Annotated in this window: 14 protein-coding genes; all 14 read right to left on the bottom strand. The window is 72.0% G+C overall.

The genetic code is table 11. The annotated features are described in order from the left end of the window. Nucleotides 1-18 precede the first annotated feature (18 nt). The 14 genes from BQ9890_RS03685 to BQ9890_RS03620 all read right to left on the bottom strand — a co-directional run bounded on the left by BQ9890_RS03685 (nt 19) and on the right by BQ9890_RS03620 (nt 16,643). Nucleotides 19-1,506, bottom strand: a complete 1,488-nt coding sequence (locus BQ9890_RS03685; RefSeq protein ID WP_075889441.1) for an RsmB/NOP family class I SAM-dependent RNA methyltransferase — start codon at nt 1,504-1,506, stop codon at nt 19-21. Continuing rightward, nucleotides 1,506-2,480 (bottom strand): methionyl-tRNA formyltransferase, encoded by a 975-nt coding sequence (locus tag BQ9890_RS03680; RefSeq protein WP_075889439.1) that lies wholly within the window; start codon nt 2,478-2,480, stop codon nt 1,506-1,508. The genes BQ9890_RS03685 and BQ9890_RS03680 overlap by 1 nt, the downstream gene beginning before the upstream one ends. A gap of 23 nt (nt 2,481-2,503) precedes the next feature. Further along, a complete protein-coding gene (locus BQ9890_RS03675) occupies nt 2,504-3,106 on the bottom strand; it encodes an HAD family hydrolase (RefSeq protein WP_075889437.1) in 603 nt (200 codons plus the stop codon). A 46-nt stretch (nt 3,107-3,152) separates the two neighbouring features. Further along, nucleotides 3,153-5,159, bottom strand: coding sequence for a primosomal protein N' family DNA-binding protein (locus BQ9890_RS03670; RefSeq protein ID WP_075889435.1), 2,007 nt, complete (start codon nt 5,157-5,159; stop codon nt 3,153-3,155). Nucleotides 5,160-5,443: 284 nt separating this feature from the next. Next, entirely contained in the window at nt 5,444-5,989 is a 546-nt protein-coding gene (locus tag BQ9890_RS03665) for a vitamin K epoxide reductase family protein (protein ID WP_075892673.1), read from the bottom strand. Between the two features lie 198 nt (nt 5,990-6,187). After that, nucleotides 6,188-7,390: a methionine adenosyltransferase gene (gene metK / locus BQ9890_RS03660; protein ID WP_075889433.1), complete on the bottom strand. Its 1,203-nt coding sequence runs from the start codon at nt 7,388-7,390 to the stop codon at nt 6,188-6,190. Continuing rightward, nucleotides 7,387-8,619, bottom strand: a complete 1,233-nt coding sequence (gene coaBC / locus BQ9890_RS03655; RefSeq protein ID WP_075889431.1) for a bifunctional phosphopantothenoylcysteine decarboxylase/phosphopantothenate--cysteine ligase CoaBC — start codon at nt 8,617-8,619, stop codon at nt 7,387-7,389. Before coaBC ends, metK begins: the two co-directional genes overlap by 4 nt. A gap of 4 nt (nt 8,620-8,623) precedes the next feature. Beyond that, nucleotides 8,624-8,890, bottom strand: coding sequence for a DNA-directed RNA polymerase subunit omega (gene rpoZ, locus BQ9890_RS03650; protein WP_075889429.1), 267 nt, complete (start codon nt 8,888-8,890; stop codon nt 8,624-8,626). 65 nt (nt 8,891-8,955) lie between these two features. Then, entirely contained in the window at nt 8,956-9,513 is a 558-nt protein-coding gene (gene gmk / locus BQ9890_RS03645; RefSeq protein WP_075892671.1) for a guanylate kinase, read from the bottom strand. A 19-nt stretch (nt 9,514-9,532) separates the two neighbouring features. Further along, entirely contained in the window at nt 9,533-9,844 is a 312-nt protein-coding gene (gene mihF, locus BQ9890_RS03640; protein WP_075892669.1) for an integration host factor, actinobacterial type, read from the bottom strand. Between the two features lie 76 nt (nt 9,845-9,920). Then, the gene (gene pyrF, locus BQ9890_RS03635) at nt 9,921-10,832 is read right to left on the bottom strand and encodes an orotidine-5'-phosphate decarboxylase (protein WP_078062212.1); all 912 of its coding nucleotides are present in this window, start codon (nt 10,830-10,832) and stop codon (nt 9,921-9,923) included. Then, entirely contained in the window at nt 10,829-14,134 is a 3,306-nt protein-coding gene (gene carB / locus BQ9890_RS03630; RefSeq protein WP_075889427.1) for a carbamoyl-phosphate synthase large subunit, read from the bottom strand. Before carB ends, pyrF begins: the two co-directional genes overlap by 4 nt. Beyond that, the gene (gene carA / locus BQ9890_RS03625; RefSeq protein ID WP_075889425.1) at nt 14,134-15,318 is read right to left on the bottom strand and encodes a glutamine-hydrolyzing carbamoyl-phosphate synthase small subunit; all 1,185 of its coding nucleotides are present in this window, start codon (nt 15,316-15,318) and stop codon (nt 14,134-14,136) included. The genes carB and carA overlap by 1 nt, the downstream gene beginning before the upstream one ends. Then, entirely contained in the window at nt 15,315-16,643 is a 1,329-nt protein-coding gene (locus BQ9890_RS03620) for a dihydroorotase (protein ID WP_075892665.1), read from the bottom strand. The genes carA and BQ9890_RS03620 overlap by 4 nt, the downstream gene beginning before the upstream one ends. Nucleotide 16,644 lies beyond the last annotated feature (1 nt).

The following is a 16,644-nucleotide window of genomic DNA, read 5'->3' as shown; positions in this document are numbered from 1 at the left end:
GCCGACCCGGAGGGCTCCTCAGAGGCTGCGACGCAGCAGTACGGTGAACATGGCGTCCGTCCCGTTGCGGTGCCCCCACAGCTGCAGGGTGCGCCCCGGGACCTCGGTCCCGTCCCGGAGCACGTGCCCGGCGCCCTCGGGGACCCGCAACGGCTCGGGGGTGAGCTCACCGGCCAGTGCCACGGCATCCAGGAGTTCGACGTCACCGCGGACCAGCAGACGTTCCACCTGCTCCCGGGTCTCGCGCAGGTGGGGTGAACAGGTCACGTACGCGACCACCCCGCCGGGGCGGACCAGGTCCAGTGCCCGGTCCAGGAGTGCGGCCTGGAGTGCGGTGAGCTCGTCCACGTCCTCAGGCCTGCGCCGCCAGCGTGACTCCGGCCGTCGCCGCAGCGACCCCATTCCCGTGCAGGGGGCGTCCACCAGGACCCGGTCGAAGGAACCCAGGGGCCACGGGGTGCGGGCCCCACCGAAGGTCCGCCCGTCCCCGGAGACGACCTCGACGTCGTCGAGGGCCCGGACCGCCCTCTCCACCAGGCGCGCCCGGTGGGGGTGGATCTCATTGGCGACGAGCGCCGCCCCACGGTCCCGGGCGAGCGCACCGAGCAGGGCAGCCTTGCCCCCCGGGCCCGCGCAGAGGTCCAACCAGCGCGTGTCGTTCCCCTCGACGGGGGCGTCGGCCGCGAGCTGGGCGCAGAGCTGGGATCCCTCGTCCTGGGCACCGGCCAGGCCGGAGCGGACCGAGGGCAGGGACGCCGGGTCACCGGACTCGAGGAGCACCGCGTACTCGGAGACGCCCCCGGGAGCCACACGGGTGCCGAGCACGTCCTCGGCCTCGTCGGCGAGTTCGCCCGGTGACAGCAGGCCGGGTCGTGCCACCAGGGTCACCAGCGGGGGGACATTGTCGGAGGCCAGCAGGTCCTCCAGCTCCCCGGGGTCGAAACCGTGTCCCTGGAGGGCCTCCCGGAATGCGGAGACCATCCACTCCGGGTGGGAGTGGCGCACCGCGAGACGCTCGTCCACCCCCGGGATCGCGTCGATGTCGGCATCGATGGCCTCGACGCCTTCCCGTGTGAGGGAGCGGAGCACCGCATTGACCATCCTCACGGGACCGTCGGTGACGACCTCCCGGGCGAGGTCCACCGTCGCTCCCACGGCCGCATGGTCGGGGACGCGCATGTCGAGGAGTTGGTGGGCACCGAGGCGCAGGAGGACCCGCACGGCATCGTCGGCCTCGGCGAGGGGACGTGTGAGGTGACGCTGGAGGACCCAGTCGAGTCGACCGAGGCTGCGCAGGGTGCCGTACACCAGTTCGGAGGTGAAGGCAGCGTCACGGGAGTCGAAGCGGGGCACGTCCGAGCGGACCTCCCGCAGGGCACGGGGCAGGAGGAGGTTCGCGTAGGCGCCCTCCGTCTCGACGCGGAGCAGGACGTCGAAGGCCACCAGGCGTGCGGGGTCGGCACCGCGGAGTGCGCGGTATCCGTCGGAGTAGCGGTGGGTGGCCATCAGTGCCCGTCCTTCCCGGTGGTCGCGCCTTCGGCCGGCGCGCCCAGGCGGGCGCCCCCGTCCAGCCGCGCGCCCCTGGCCCAGGCGGAGGCCTCCATCCAGGAACGCCCCGCCGGGGCGACCTGCCCGAGGGCGACGGTCCCCTCCGCGCAGCCCACCTCCACACCGTGACGGTGGACCACCGGGACGCCGATCCCGGGGCTGGGGGCCCGCGTGGGTTCCACGGGGCCGAGCTTGAGACGTCGCCCGTCGGGAAGGGTCGTCCAGGCACCCGGGTCAGGGGTGACGGAACGGACCAGGCGGTCGACGGTCTCGGCCGGGGCGGAGAAGTCGGTGAACCCGTCGGCGGTGGTCAGCCGGCGCGCGTAGGGCGCGGGCTCCCCACCCGCTGCCGTGGGCTGGGGCGTGGCGTGCGCCGTCCCGTCCTCCAGTGCATCGACCACGTCCACCACCTGGTGCGCGCCGAGCTCCGACATGCGCGCCAGCAGCTCCCCGGCGTCCTCGCGCCCGATGGTCACCGGGAGTCGGGAGAACACCGGGCCTGTGTCGAGCCCCTTCTCCAACTGGAAGACGCAGGAGGCCGTGGTCCGGTCGCCCTCGCGGACGGCCCACTGCACGGGTGCGGCACCGCGCCAGCGCGGCAGGTCGGAGAAGTGGAGGTTCACCCACCCCAGACGGGGCATCCCGAGAACGGAGGGAGGGATCAGCGCGCCGTAGGCGACGACGACACCGAGATCCGCCCCCACGGCCCCGATGGCAGAGCACGTGTCCTGCCCACGCAGGTCCGAGGCCTCGATGAGCCGGATCCCGTGGGCGGTGGCGACCTCGGCCACCTCGGAGGGGTGCAGGGAGCGACCACGGCCCGAGCGTGCCGGCGGGCGGGTGAGCACTGCTGCCACCTCGTGGCGGGAGTCGATGAGGGCGAGGAGGGTGGGGACCGCCGCTTGGGGCGTCCCGGCGAAGATGATGCGCACGCCGCCAGTCTAGGCGAGGGCGTTCACAGGACCCCTGCGCGCCCCAGGTCCTCGCGCAGCGCCTGCGCGCCCGTGAACAACAGGGCGTGGATGCCGAGGTCCCGCGCGGCCTCCACGTTCTCCTCGACGTCGTCGACGAAGACCGTCTCCCCGGGACGCAGGGAGAAGCGTTCCAGCATCAGGCGGTAGATGCGGGGGTCGGGTTTGCGCACGTGCTCGAACCCGGAGACGACGACGTCCTCCAGGCGCCCGACGAGGTCGATCCGCTCCGTCGCGTGGTGGAAGAGCTCGCCGGGCCAGTTCGAGAGACCGCCGACGCGCATGCCCGAGGCCAGCAGGTCATCCACCACCTCGGTCATTCCCGGCACCGGACCCCGCAGTGACCTCCCGAAACCGGAGACGTAGCGGTCGAGGAACGCGATGTCCTCCCCGTGGTGGGTGGAGAACCAGTCGTGTGCCTCTGAGAGGGGGACCCCGGCATCCAGTGTCCTGTTGAACGCCCAGAAGTCAGCGCGCACCACGAAGCGCTCCCACTCCTCGCGGGTGGCTGAGTCGCCCTGGGTGAGGGCGGGGTCCCAATCGACGAGCACGTTCCCCAGATCGAGGACGACCATCTGCACTGGCATGGAACTCCTCCCGCGGTCCTGGCGCCATTGTGCCACGGGCCACGTCTCAGAAGAGCTCGGGCGGGTTGACGCTGATCCGGACCAGGGGAAGCTTCCGCGACGAACGCTGCTGCTGGACCTCCCGGAGACGCTCGAAGAGGGCGGGTGAGCCCTCGCGGGGGACACGGACCAGGGTGCGCACCTGCGTCGCCGCCCCCGTGCCCTCGCCGGCGCCCACGCGCTTGTCCACGCCCGTGCCCGGACGGTCGGCCGGGACCGTGCCCATGACCTCGGCTCCGGAGCGCTCCACGACCTCCTCGACGTCCTCGGGCTCCCCGTCCAGGGCCACCACCGTCATGGCGGGGAAGAAGCCCAGGGCGGCGCGTTCGTCGAGGGAACGTGCCGCGAAGTCGGCCGGGTCCCAGCGCACGAGGGTCTGGGCGAGGGTCCGCTCCACGCCACCCAGGACGACGGCCGGGACGCCGGGACGGGCCAGTGCCAGGGCATTGAACCAGCGTCGGAGGGCCTCCTCGGGCGCCCACAACTCGGGACGAGACGCGATCGCGGAGGCGTCGAGCACCAGGACGGCGGCGTATCCGCCCTCTGCCCGCGGCTCGGCCCCCGGCGTGGCCACGACCAGGCGCGAGCCGGGACCCACGGCGCGGGTGGTCCCACGCGTGGAGGAGGAGATCGTCAAGGGCACCCCCGGGAACGCGCGCCCGAGTTCCTCCCCCGTCCGGTCCGAGCCGACGCGCACCCCGCGCAGGCGTGTGCCCGCACACTCCGGGCACCGCCAGGACTGGGTCCCACGTCCGCACCAGCCGCAGGTGATCGCTCCCTCCCGACCGAGTGAGAGCGGACCCCCGCAGTGGGTGCAGCGCGCGGCGCGCCGACAGCGTTCGCAGCAGACCACGGGGACGTACCCCGCCAGGGGGACCTGGACGAGGACGGGACCGGCGGCCAGTTGGCGCCGGATGAGCCTCTGGGCGCTGGGTGGCAGGTGGGCGCCGGAGGCAGCGCCCTCGCGCTCACGGTCGAAGTCGTCGGGGACCCAGACCCGTGGTGTCGCAGCCCGCAGGACCCCACGCTCCGGGACCAGTGAGGCCGCCCAGTGCGCCTGGACCAGTGCCTGCGCCTTCGTCGAGCGGGCGAATGCCCCGGCCACGAGTCCCGCCCCCTCCAGGTGGGCACGGGCCACCGCCACGTCCAGGGCACCCAGGTGGGGCGAGCGCTGCTCCACGAGGCGGTCGTCCCCGTCGTCCCAGACCACGACGAGGCCCAGGTCCCGCACCGGGCACCACACGCCACTGCGCGTGCCGACCACGACGTGCACGCGACCGAGGAGGGCCTCCAGGTGGACCCTGTAACGCTGGGCGGGGGTGTCCTCCGCAGTCGTGGACACCACCTGTTCCGTCCCCAGGTCTGCGGCGAGGAGGTCGCGCAGCTCCTCGACCTGGACGTTCGTGGGTGCGATGACCAGGACGGAGCGCCCGGACGCCCGCGCGGCGCGGACCAGGGCGACCAGCTCGGTGTCGCGGGTGGTGGGCAGAGCCGTCCAGACCGCCCGCGGGCTCTCACCCCGGGCGAGCCGCCCGAGCAGCGCCCCTCCACCGGGATGGTCCGACCAGGCTGCGGGATCCGGGGCCTCCACCGGCAGGGTCTCCGGGTCCGGCTCCGCCAGCACCGCGCGCTCGGTCGCGGCGTGGCGGGCGGGCACCGCCAGGCTCAGGACCTGGGAGGCGGTGGAGACATTGCGGTCCGCCAGGGACCGGGCGAGGTCGAGGACGGCGGGGGTGACCACCTCGACGTCGGAGACGACGCTGAGCAGCGGCTGGAGCGGACGCCCACCGGGGGCGACCTGCCCGCGTGAGACGATCCACCCGTTCGCCTTCCGGCCCGCCAGACGCACCCTCACCAGGCGCCCGGGTCGGGCCGAGGCGGAGAGGTCCTCGGGCACGGTGTAGTCGAGGGGACGGTCCAGTTGGGGCAGGTCCACGTCGACGAGGACGCGGGCGACGTCGACGGGGTCGGCCTGGTCCCCCATGTCGATCAGCGCGTCCTGTCGGGTCTCCATGGCCCCATTGCACCACGCTCCGGGGGCACGTGGAGTCCCTCCCCCGGCCCCGGCGGTGTCAGCCGGGCGCCGTGGGCCGGGAACCCGGCGGTGTCAGCCGGGCGCCGTGGGCCGGGAACCCGGCGGTGTCAGCCGGGCGCCACGTCCGGCGATCACCCGGCGGTGTCAGCCGGGCGCCACGTCCGGCGATCACCCGTCGGGCAGCTGGGCGCGCCGTCCGGCGATCACCCGTCGGGCAGCCGGGCGCCCCGTCCGCCGATCACCCGGCGACGGCTTGAGCACCGTCAGCCGATCAGCGCACTCCCGTAGCGGGCGACGACGGCTCCCAACAGCACCACCAGGAAGAGTCCCGTGATGTACCAGTCCGTCCCCGAGGCGACGAGGCGGCGCGCCCACGCGGGTGCCGGGATCACGCTGTCACGCACGTTCAGGCGCGTCAGGCCCGCCCAGACGAGGGTCGTGGTCACGGTGATGAGCAGGCACCACGGGCACAGCACGTGGATGACGAAGTACGACTGGGCGAACAGCCACAGGGCGAAGGCCAGCCCGATCGTGTACAGGGCCTGCACGCCCCACATGTACCAGCGGGGGAAGCGCACCCCGGCGAGGATGGCCACGGACACCGCGAGGACGACGGACTCGAAGAGGATGCCGAGGAAGGCATTGGGGAACCCCAGCACCCGTGCCTGCGGTGTCTGGGCCACCGTCGAGCAGGACAGGACCGAGCTCACGTCGCAGGCGAAGGTCCGTGTGGAGTCCCCGGCGAGGTGCCACGCCTCGATGGACAGCACGAAGGAGGCGATGAGGCCCACCACCCCTGAGACGGCCATCTCCAGGGCGGTGCGTGCCCGCCAGGTCCGGGACGCGGGCCGGTGGAGGTCGAGGTCGAGGTCCTCGGCCCCGTCCGCCTCCTCCGGAAGCGGCGCCACGCCCTCGTCCGTCGTGTCCGTGCTGCCTGCCATGTCCCCTCCTGTCCTGTCTCCCAACGGTCCTCCTGCCCTGCTCCCCCGGGTGCGGGGACGGCGCCCTCAGGCGCCCAGTGCCTCCCGCAGCTGTTCGGTGCGGGGTGTCTCCTCCCAGGTGAAGCCCCTGCGGCCGAAGTGCCCGTAGGCGGCGGTGCTGCGGTAGATGGGCCGCAACAGGTCCAGGTCCTGGATCATGCCCAGGGGGCGCAGGTCGAAGACCTCCCTGACCGCGTCGGCGATACGGGCGTCGTCCACGACCCCGGTCCCGAAGGTGTCGACGTAGAGACCCACCGGGTGTGCCCGACCGATCGCGTAGGCCACCTGCACCTCGCAGCGCGTGGCGAGGCCTGCCGCGACGACGTGCTTGGCGACCCAGCGCATGGCGTAGGCGGCAGAGCGGTCCACCTTCGAGGGGTCCTTGCCGGAGAAGGCACCGCCGCCGTGGCGTGCCATGCCCCCGTAGGTGTCGACGATGATCTTGCGTCCGGTCAGTCCTGCGTCCCCGGCCGGACCCCCGATGACGAAGCGTCCCGAGGGGTTGACGAGGACCTCGGTGTCCGAGGTCGCCAGGTCGAGTCCTGCCTCCTCCAGCACGGGCGCGATGACGTGGGTGCGCACCGCGGAGTCCAGCTGGGAGAGCGTCAGTTCGTCGTCGTGCTGGGAGGAGACGACCACGGTCTCCAGGGAGACGGGCCGGTCCCCCTCGTAGCCGAGGGTGACCTGCGTCTTGCCGTCGGGGCGCAGCCCCTCCACGATGCCCCGGTGGCGCACGTCGGCGAGCCTCTTGGCGAGGCGGTGCGCCAGCCAGATCGGGGCAGGCATGAGGTCGGGGGTCTCGTCGCAGGCGTAGCCGAACATGAGTCCCTGGTCGCCCGCGCCCTGCTGGTCACGCTCGTCCAGGCCCATCCCGTCGCTGCGCACCTCCAGGGACTTGTCCACGCCCTGGGCGATGTCCGGGCTCTGCTGTCCGATCGAGACGGACACACCGCAGGAGGCACCGTCGAAACCGATGCGCGAGGAGGTGTAGCCGATCCGGCGGATCTCGTCGCGCACGATCTGGGGGATCTCGACGTAGGCGTGCTCCGTGGTGACCTCACCGGCCACGTGGACGAGCCCGGTGGTGACCATGGTCTCCACGGCGACGCGTGCGTCGGGGTCCTGCTCGAGCATGGCGTCGAGGATGGAGTCGGAGATCCGGTCACAGATCTTGTCGGGATGGCCCTCCGTGACGGACTCGGAGGTGAAGAGGCGCAGGGTGGAAGTCACCGGGACATCGTACCCAGCAACACGCGCACCTGGTCGACGAGGTCCCGTGCGACGCTCTCCTTGGACCCCGTGATCGTCGCGACCTCCTCGCCGTGGGCGTCCAGGAGGTGGAGCGTGTTGTCGACGTCACCGAACCCGAGCCCCGCCCCGACCGCATTGACGGCGAGGAGGTCCGCGCCCTTGCGCTCTGCCTTCTCGCGGCCGCGGGCCAGGACGTCCTCCACGCTCCCCGTCTCGGCGGCGAAGCCGACGACGACGCGTGGACGATGGGGTGAGTGCGCGGACTCCGCGAGGATGTCCGTCGTACGCTCCAGGGTGATCACCGGCGCGTCGTCCGTGGAGGGATCCTTCTTGATCTTCTCCTCGCGGGTCTCCCGCGGTCGGAAGTCCGCCACCGCGGCCGCCATGACGAGGACATCGGTCCCGCCCAGTCGGGAGGTGACGGCCTCCTCCATGGAAGCCGCGGACGGGGCGTGGACGACCCGCACCCCCTCGGGGACCAGCCCCGGGTCGACATTGGCCAGCACCAGGGTGACCTCGGCCCCCAGGGCGAGTGCAGCCGCCGCGACGGCGCACCCCTGTCTGCCCGAGGAGCGGTTGCCGAGGAAACGGACCGGGTCGATGGCCTCGCGTGTCCCACCGGCCGTGACCAGGATCCGCACGCCGTGGAGGGGGTGGTCCTGTGCGTCGGCCGAGCGTCGCTCCCCCAGCGCCTCCAGGGCGGCACGCACGAGGACCTCGGGATCGGGAAGCCTGCCGACACCGGTGTCGCCGGAGCTGAGGGCCCCTTCGGCGGGGTCGAGGACGGTGATGCCGCGCTGACGCAGGACCCGGACGTTCTCACGCGTCGCCGGGTCCTGCCACATGGCGGTGTGCATGGCGGGGGCCACGACCACCGGGCAGGTCGCCGCGAGCACGGTCGTGGTGAGCAGGTCGTCGGCCATCCCCAGGCGCAGACGTGCCAGGAGGTCGGCAGTGGCAGGGGCGACGAGGACGAGTTCCGCGCGGCGCGCGATCTCGACGTGGTCGGCGCCTCCGGCCTCGAAGACACCGCTGTGCGCCGGGTGGCCGCTCAGGGCCTCCCAGGTGGCGGCGCCCACGAAGGACAGTGAAGCGGGTGTCGGCACGACGGTGACGTCGTGGCCACCACGCATGAGGTCACGCACGACCTGGGCCATCTTGTAGGCGGCGATCCCCGCCCCGACGCCGACGACGACCGTGGCCGTCACGGGTTCAGGCCTTCTGGTCGGCCTCGAGGGTCAGCAGGCCCTCGTCGATCTCCCGCAGCGCGATGGCCAGGGGCTTCTCGTCGGGCTCGGTCTCCACGACCGGGCCGACGAACTGGACCATGTTCTGCTCGAGCTGCAGGTTGTAGGCGTTGATCTGCCGGGCGCGCTTGGCCGCGAAGATCACCAGTGCGTACTTCGAGTCGACGTGCTTGAGCAGGTCGTCGATGGGCGGGTAGGTGATGCCCTCGGGCTGGGCGACGATTCCGGACATGTGGCCTCCGCTTCGGTGGAACTGGACGGCGCGCGCGATGGGCGCACACGCCGCGGCTCCCGAGTCTACTCCAGGCCCATGAGGCGGGCCAGCTCCGCGGCGGCCCGGTCGACGTCGTCGTTGACGATGACGTGGTCGAACTCACCCTCGGCCGCCAGTTCCGTGCGGGCGGTGCGCAGACGCCGCTCCCTCTCCTCCGGACCCTCGGTGCCGCGTCCGACGAGGCGGTGCTCGAGTTCCGTCCACGAGGGCGGGGCGAGGAAGACCAGGTTCGCGTCCGGCATGGAGCGACGCACCTGGCGGGCTCCGTCGAGGTCGATCTCGAGCAGCACCGGGACGCCCTGCGCGAGCCTCTGCTCGACCGGCTCCCTGGGGGTTCCGTAGCGGTGGGCACCGTGGACCAGCGCCCACTCGAGCATCTGGCCGTCGCGGACCATCTCGTCGAAGCGTCGCTCGGTCACGAAGTGGTAGTGGACACCGTCGACCTCACCGGGACGCGGGGCGCGCGTGGTCGCCGAGACGGACACCGCGACCCCGGGGTGCCGGGCGCGCAGGGCCGCCACGACCGTCCCCTTCCCGACTGCGGTGGGACCTGCGAGGACAGTGAGGCGTGCGGGATGCATGCCCCCCATCCTGCCACCCTCATCCGAAACGACGGACGAGCTCCTCACGCTGCACGGGGCCGAGGCCACGCACGCGACGCGAGGCCGCGATGCCGATCTCGTCCATGAGGGCGGCTGCGGTGTTGGCACCGACCCTGGGCAGGGACTCCAACAGTGTGACGACCTTCATCTTCGCGACGGCCTCATCGGTCTCGGCCAGCTTGAGCACCTCTGAGAGCGGGGTCTCACGTGACTTGAGTGCGGCCTTGACCTCGGCGCGACGCCGCCGTGCCTGGGTGGCCTTCTCGAGGGCCTGCGCCCTCTGTTCGGGGGTCAGATCCGGAAGGGCCATGATCATCTCTCCTTGGACGAGGTGGGTCCTGACATCACCAGCATGGCACCCCGGACCGTTCGGGACATGGCTTCCGTCACTTGTCCGCGCCGGTCAGGACCTCTTCGAGCTCGTCGACCGCACGTCGGTGGGCCGCCCTCAGGGCCGACGCCCCGGGTCCGGCGGCGAGGACCCCCCGCGAGGTCGAGGCCAGCACATGGTCGACCGCGCCGCCAAAAACAGCTCTGACCTGCGCAGATCCCGCTCCCTGCGCACCGACGCCGGGGGCCAGGAGAGGGCCCCGGAGGGCACCGAGGTCGATACCCAGGTCCCGTACGGCGGTGCCCACCGTCGCACCGACCACGACACCGAAGGATCCCATGTGACCAAGCTCACACCCAGCGTTGCGGGCCGCCACCTCCCCCACCACGCGGGCGGCGACGGGGATCCCGTCCGAACCCCGCGCATGCTGCACCGATGCACCCTCCGGGTTCGAGGTCAGCGCGAGGACGAACACACCCCTCCCCGTGGCGGCCGCCAGGTCCAGCGCCGGGCGCAGGGACCCCACACCCAGGTAGGGGGACAGGGTCACGGCATCGCCGGCCAGCGTGGAGCCGTCGGCGAGGTAGGCGCGCGCGTACCCCGCCATGGTCGACCCGATGTCACCGCGCTTCGCGTCGACGATGCACAGGGTCCCGGTGTCGCGACAGGCGGCCACGACCTCCTCCAGGACGGCCACGCCCCGGGAGCCGAACTGCTCGAAGAACGCGGACTGCGGCTTGAGGGCCGCGACCCGTCCACCCAGTGCCTCCACCACACCCAGGGAGAACGCGCGCAGGCCCTCGGGGTCCGCGCCGAGCCCCCAGGCCTCCAGCAGGGCGGGGTGGGGGTCGATGCCCACGCACACCGGGCCGTGCTCCCCCATGGCGGCCCGCAGCCGCTCCCCGAAGGGGGTGCGCACCCCGGCGGGGGCGCCCTCGTGCGGGTCGGCCGGCACCGCGGCGGTCACCGGGCGTCCTCCCCGGCCGCGCGCACGGCGTCCCACTCCTGCAGGGAGCGGACACGGTAGGGGCCCCTCAGGCGGACCTCGATGGCCTGCACCGCGGCATTGAACGCCTGGAGCGTCGTGAGGATGGTGCGGTCATTGGCGGTGGCGGCGGTGCGGATCTGGTAGCCGTCGTGCCGGTTGGAGCTGCGCTGGGGCGTGTTCACGACGATGTCCACGAGGCCGTCGTTGATGAGGTCGACGATCGTGGGTTCGCCGTCCGGCCCGCGTCCCTCGGAGGACTTGCGCACGACCTGGGAGGCGATGCCGTTGCGACGCAGCACGGAGGCCGTGCCCTGGGTCGCCATGATGTGGAAGCCCAGCTCCTGGAGGCGCACCACCGGGAAGACGATGGCCCGCTTGTCGGAGTCCGCGATGGAGACGAAGACGGTGCCCTCCGTGGGCAGCTCAGCGAAGGCACCCGACTGGGACTTCGCGAAGGCCGTGGGGAAGTCACGGTCGATGCCCATCACCTCACCGGTGGAGCGCATCTCGGGTCCCAGGATCGTGTCCACCACGGAGCCGTCGCGACGACGGAAGCGCTTGAAGGGCAGGACCGCCTCCTTCACGGCGATCGGCTGGTCCAGGGGGGCCGCGCCCGCGTCGAGCTCGGGCAGGATGCCGCGCCGGCGCAGGGACTCGATGGTCTCCCCCACCTGGATGAGGGCTGCTGCCCGCGCCAGGGCCACGCCGGTGGCCTTGGACGCGAAGGGCACCGTGCGCGAGGCCCGGGGATTGGCCTCGATGACGTAGAGGATGTCCGACATCAGGGCGAACTGGATGTTGAGGAGGCCGCGCACCCCCACCCCACGCGCGATCGCCTCCGTGGAGGCGGTGATGCGGGCGACCTCGCGCTCCGACAGCGTCATGGGGGGCAGCACGCAGGCGGAGTCACCGGAGTGGACGCCCGCCTCCTCGATGTGCTCCATGACGGCGCCCATGAACAGCTCACGGCCGTCGAAGAGGGCGTCGACGTCGATCTCCACCGCATCGTCGAGGAAGCGGTCGATGAGCAGGGGCCCCCGGGAGAAGAGGACGTCGATGTCGGGACGGTCGAGGTAGTCGGCCAGTCCCTCGGCGTCGTTGACGATCTCCATGCCGCGCCCACCCAGCACGAAGGAGGGGCGTACCAGCACCGGGTACCCGACCTCCTCCGCGACGGCCGCGACCTGGTCGGTGGTGTGGGCGACACCGTGGGCGGGGGCCGGCAGGTCGGCCTCGGCCAGCACGCGGCCGAACTCCTCGCGGTCCTCGGCCAGGTCGATCGAGGCGGGGCTGGTGCCCAGGATCGGGACACCGGCGGCCTCCAGACCCGCAGCCAGGGAGAGGGGTGTCTGCCCACCGAGCTGCACGAGCATCCCGGCCACGGGGCCCGCCGCGCACTCGGCGCGGTAGACCTCCAGCACGTCCTCCAGGGTGAGGGGTTCGAAGTAGAGGCGGTCGGAGATGTCGTAGTCGGTGGAGACGGTCTCCGGGTTGCAGTTCACCATCACGGTCTCGTAGTGGCCACGCAGTGCCAGGGCCGCGTGCACGCAGGAGTAGTCGAACTCGATCCCCTGACCGATGCGGTTGGGGCCGGCTCCCAGGATGATGACGGCCTCCCGCTCGCGCGGGGCCACCTCGCTCTCCTGGTCGTAGGAGGAGTAGTGGTAGGGGGTGCGCGCCTGGAACTCCGCGGCGCAGGTGTCCACCGTCTTGTAGACGGGGCGCACACCGAAGGCCCGGCGCACCTCGCGCACGGTCGTCTCCGAGAGGCCGCGGATGTCCGCCAGCTGCACGTCGGAGAAGCCGTGACGCTTGGCCTCCACCAACACGTCCCGTGTCAGCGCCGGTGCGGAGGCCACACGGTCGGCCACCTCCTGGAGCAGGAACATCTGGTCGAGGAACCAGGGGTCGATGGCCGTGGAGGCGTGGAGCTGTTCCAGGGTGGCGCCACCACGGATGGCCTGCTGGACCTGGACGAGTCGCCCCTCGGTGGGGGTGGCGGCGGCTGCCACCAGTTCCCGTGTCTCCTCGGGCGTGGGGACCGGCCCGTCCCAGTGGAACTGGACCCCGACCTTGTCGATGGAGCGCAGGGCCTTCTGGAGTGCCTCGGTGTAGTTGCGCCCGATCGCCATGGCCTCGCCGACGGCCTTCATCGACGTGGTCAGCGTGGGGTCCGCCTCCGGGAACTTCTCGAAGGTGAAGCGCGGGACCTTGACCACGACGTAGTCGAGGGTCGGTTCGAAGGAGGCGGGGGTGGATCCGGTGATGTCGTTGGGGATCTCGTCGAGCGTGTACCCGGTGGCCAGCCTCGCCGCGATCTTCGCGATCGGGAAGCCCGTGGCCTTCGAGGCCAGTGCGGAGGAGCGCGAGACACGGGGGTTCATCTCGATCACGATGATCCGCCCGGTGCCCGGGTGGACGGCGAACTGGATGTTGCACCCACCCGTGTCGACACCCACCGCGCGGATGACGGCGATGCCGATGTCGCGCAGACGCTGGAGTTCCCGGTCGGTGAGCGTCAGTGCGGGGGCGACGGTGACGGAGTCGCCGGTGTGGACGCCCACGGGGTCGACGTTCTCGATGGAGCACACGACCACGACGTTGTCGGCACGGTCGCGCATGAGCTCCAGCTCGTACTCCTTCCACCCCAGGATCGACTCCTCCAGGAGGACCTCGGTGGTGATGGAGGCGCTGAGGCCCGCCCCGGCGATGCGGTCGAGCTCCTCGGGCGTGTAGGCGATGCCGGAGCCCAGCCCGCCCATGGTGAAGGAGGGACGCACCACCAACGGGTAGCCGAGGTCCTCGGCCGCGGCGTGGCACTCCTCCAGGGTGTGGGCGATGTGGGAGCGGGCGCACTCGGCCCCGCAGGCCTCGACGATCTCCTTGAACTCCTCGCGGTCCTCGCCCGCGCGGATGGCGTCGATGGAGGCGCCGATGAGTTCCACGCCGAACCGCTCCAGCACGCCGCGCTCCGCCAGGGCGATGGCCGTGTTGAGGGCCGTCTGCCCGCCCAGCGTCGGCAGGAGGGCGTCGGGGCGTTCCTTCTCGATGATGGAGGCCACGACGTCGGGGGTGATCGGCTCCACGTAGGTGGCATCCGCCATCTCGGGGTCGGTCATGATGGTGGCCGGGTTGGAGTTGATGAGGATGACCCGCAGGCCCTCCTCGCGCAGCACCCGGCACGCCTGGGTGCCCGAGTAGTCGAACTCGCAGGCCTGACCGATGACGATCGGACCGGAACCGATGACGAGGACGGACCTCAGGTCGGTGCGCCTGGGCATCAGTGGGCCTCCTTGTGGGCGCGGACCATGTCCACGAACCGGTCGAAGAGGTGCTCGCCGTCATGGGGTCCGGCGGCGGCCTCGGGGTGGAACTGGACGGAGAAGGCGGGGATGTCGAGGGCGCGCAGGCCCTCCACCACGCCGTCGTTGAGGTCGATGTGGGAGACCTCGACGCGACCGTAGCGCCCCTCCTCGAAGGGGGCGGTCGAGGCCCGCCCGGTCGGGGCGTCCACGGCGAAGCCGTGGTTGTGGGCGGTGATCTCCACGCGACCCGTCTCGGTGTCGCGCACGGGTTGGTTGACGCCGCGGTGCCCGAAGTCGAGCTTGTAGGTGCCGTACCCCAGCGCCCGACCGAAGAGCTGGTGGCCGAAGCAGATCCCGAAGAAGGGAGTCCCGGAGTCCAGCACCCCGCGCAGCAGCTCGGTCTCGCGCTGGGCGCTCGCCGGGTCCCCGGGACCGTTGGAGAAGAACACCCCGTCGGGGTGCAGTTCCTGGAGCTGGGCCAGCGAGATGGTCACGGGCACGACCACCACCTCCACGCCGCGGGCGGAGAGCTGCTCGGGGGTGCGGGCCTTGATGCCGAGGTCCACTGCCACGATCCGGGCCAGTGGTGCCTGGCCCTCGAAGTCGCCTGCGGGGGCCACGGTGTACGCGTCGGGTGTGGTGACCTCCCCCGCCAGGGCCGCCCCGACCATCTGGGGTTGGTCGTTGACGATGGCGACCAGTGCCTCACGGGCCTGGTCGCTGAGGTGCTCGGCACCTGCGGGCAGTGCCTCGCCCGAGAAGATCCCGGCACGCATCGCCCCGTGGGAGCGGATGTGGCGGGTGATGGCGCGGGTGTCGACGTCGCTGATGCCGACCACGTCCTGCGCGATGAGTTCGTCCTCCAGCTCACGGCGGGAACGCCAGTTCGAGGCCCTCCGTGCGGGGTCGCGGACCACGAAGCCCGCGACCCAGATGCGGGCGGACTCCGGGTCCTCGTCGTTGACACCGGTGTTGCCGATGTGGGGCGCCGTCATGACGACGATCTGGCGGTGGTAGGAGGGATCGGTGAGGGTCTCCTGGTAGCCGGTCATCCCGGTGGAGAAGACGATCTCGCCCAGGGTGCGTCCTCGTGCCCCCCATGCCGAACCCCGGAAGACGGACCCGTCCTCCAGCACGAGCAGGGCCAGTTCCTCAGTCACGAGCGTTCCTCCTTCGGCACGGGCACGCCCTCGACGACGGTGCGTTCCCCGAGATGGATCGTGTGCCAGACCCTACCCGGCAGCTCCGTGCCGGCGTAGGGCGTGTTCGATGACCGGGACCACTGTGCCCGCGGGTCGACCACCCGTCGAACGGAGGGATCGAGGAGGGCGATGTTCGCAGGTGAACCCACTTCCAGGCCGCGCCCCTGGGAGGTCACGCGGCCGATGCGCGCGGGCGCGGTGGACATCGTGCGTGCCACGTCCGCCCATGTCATCCGCCCGGTCTCGACCATGGTGGAGATGACGATGGGCAGCGCGGTCTCCAGGCCCGTCATTCCGAAGGCGCCCGCCTGCCACTCGCAGTCCTTGGACTCCAGGGGGTGGGGGGCGTGGTCGGTGCCGACCACGTCGATGGTGCCGTCGGCCAGTCCCTCGCGCACGGCCTCGACGTCGTCGGCTGTCCGCAGGGGCGGGTTCACCTTGTAGACGGGGTCGTAGGAGCGGGCCTCCTCCTCGGTGAGGAGCAGGTGGTGGGGCGTCACCTCGGCGGTGACCTGGACGCCCATGCGCTTGCCCCAGCGGATCAGGTCCACGGAACCCGCGGTGGAGAGGTGGCAGACGTGCAGGCGGGACCCCACGTGCTTGGCGAGCAGGATGTCGCGGGCGATGACCGCCTCCTCGGCGACCGCGGGCCACCCGGCCAGGCCGAGCTCGCCGGAGAGCGGCGACTCGTTCATCTGGGCCCCGTCGGTGAGCTCCGGGTCCTGGGAGTGCTGGGCCACGACCCCGTCGAAGGCCTTGACGTACTCCAGTGCACGCCGCATGAGCACCGGGTCGGAGACGCAGCGTCCGTCGTCGGAGAAGACGCGGACCTGCGCACGGGAGTTGGCCATGGCCCCCATGGCCGCCAGGTGCTCCCCGCGCAGGCCCTGGGTGACCGCGCCGACGGGGCGCACCTCCACCCATCCGGCCTCGCGGCCGAGTTCCCAGACCTGGTCGATGACGGAGGCCGTGTCGGCCACGGGCGTCGTGTTGGCCATGGCGTGCACGCAGGTGTAGCCCCCCACGGCCGCCGCGCGGGTGCCCGTGTACACGGTCTCGGCGTCCTCCTGGCCCGGTTCCCTCAGATGGGTGTGCGGGTCGACCAGGCCGGGCAGGGCGACCAGACCGTCGGCGTCGATGACCTCCGCGTCGTGGGCGTCGGCCACGGCGTCCGCACCGAGGGCCACGATGACGCCCCCACGCACGAGGACGTCGCTGCGCCCCTCCCCCACCAGGTCGGCGGAGCGGATGAGGAGGTCACGAGAGGTGGTGGGTGCATTCAGG

It is taken from the genome of Actinomyces provencensis, assembly GCF_900155435.1.
Lineage (GTDB): Bacteria > Actinomycetota > Actinomycetes > Actinomycetales > Actinomycetaceae > Pauljensenia > Pauljensenia provencensis.
Note: the sequence above shows the minus strand (reverse complement) of the source record. Positions and strands in the feature narration are given on the sequence as shown.

Excerpts from the sequence above, each read along its gene's own strand:
- BQ9890_RS03675 (WP_075889437.1), bottom strand. The coding sequence starts at position 3,106 with ATGCCAGTGCAGATGGTCGTCCTCGATCTGGGGAACGTGCTCGTCGAT.
- BQ9890_RS03670 (WP_075889435.1), bottom strand. The coding sequence starts at position 5,159 with ATGGAGACCCGACAGGACGCGCTGATCGACATGGGGGACCAGGCCGAC.
- BQ9890_RS03685 (WP_075889441.1), bottom strand. The coding sequence starts at position 1,506 with ATGGCCACCCACCGCTACTCCGACGGATACCGCGCACTCCGCGGTGCC.
- rpoZ (WP_075889429.1), bottom strand. The coding sequence starts at position 8,890 with ATGTCCGGAATCGTCGCCCAGCCCGAGGGCATCACCTACCCGCCCATC.
- mihF (WP_075892669.1), bottom strand. The coding sequence starts at position 9,844 with ATGGCCCTTCCGGATCTGACCCCCGAACAGAGGGCGCAGGCCCTCGAG.
- BQ9890_RS03665 (WP_075892673.1), bottom strand. The coding sequence starts at position 5,989 with ATGGCCGTCTCAGGGGTGGTGGGCCTCATCGCCTCCTTCGTGCTGTCC.
- carB (WP_075889427.1), bottom strand. The coding sequence starts at position 14,134 with ATGCCCAGGCGCACCGACCTGAGGTCCGTCCTCGTCATCGGTTCCGGT.
- gmk (WP_075892671.1), bottom strand. The coding sequence starts at position 9,513 with ATGCATCCCGCACGCCTCACTGTCCTCGCAGGTCCCACCGCAGTCGGG.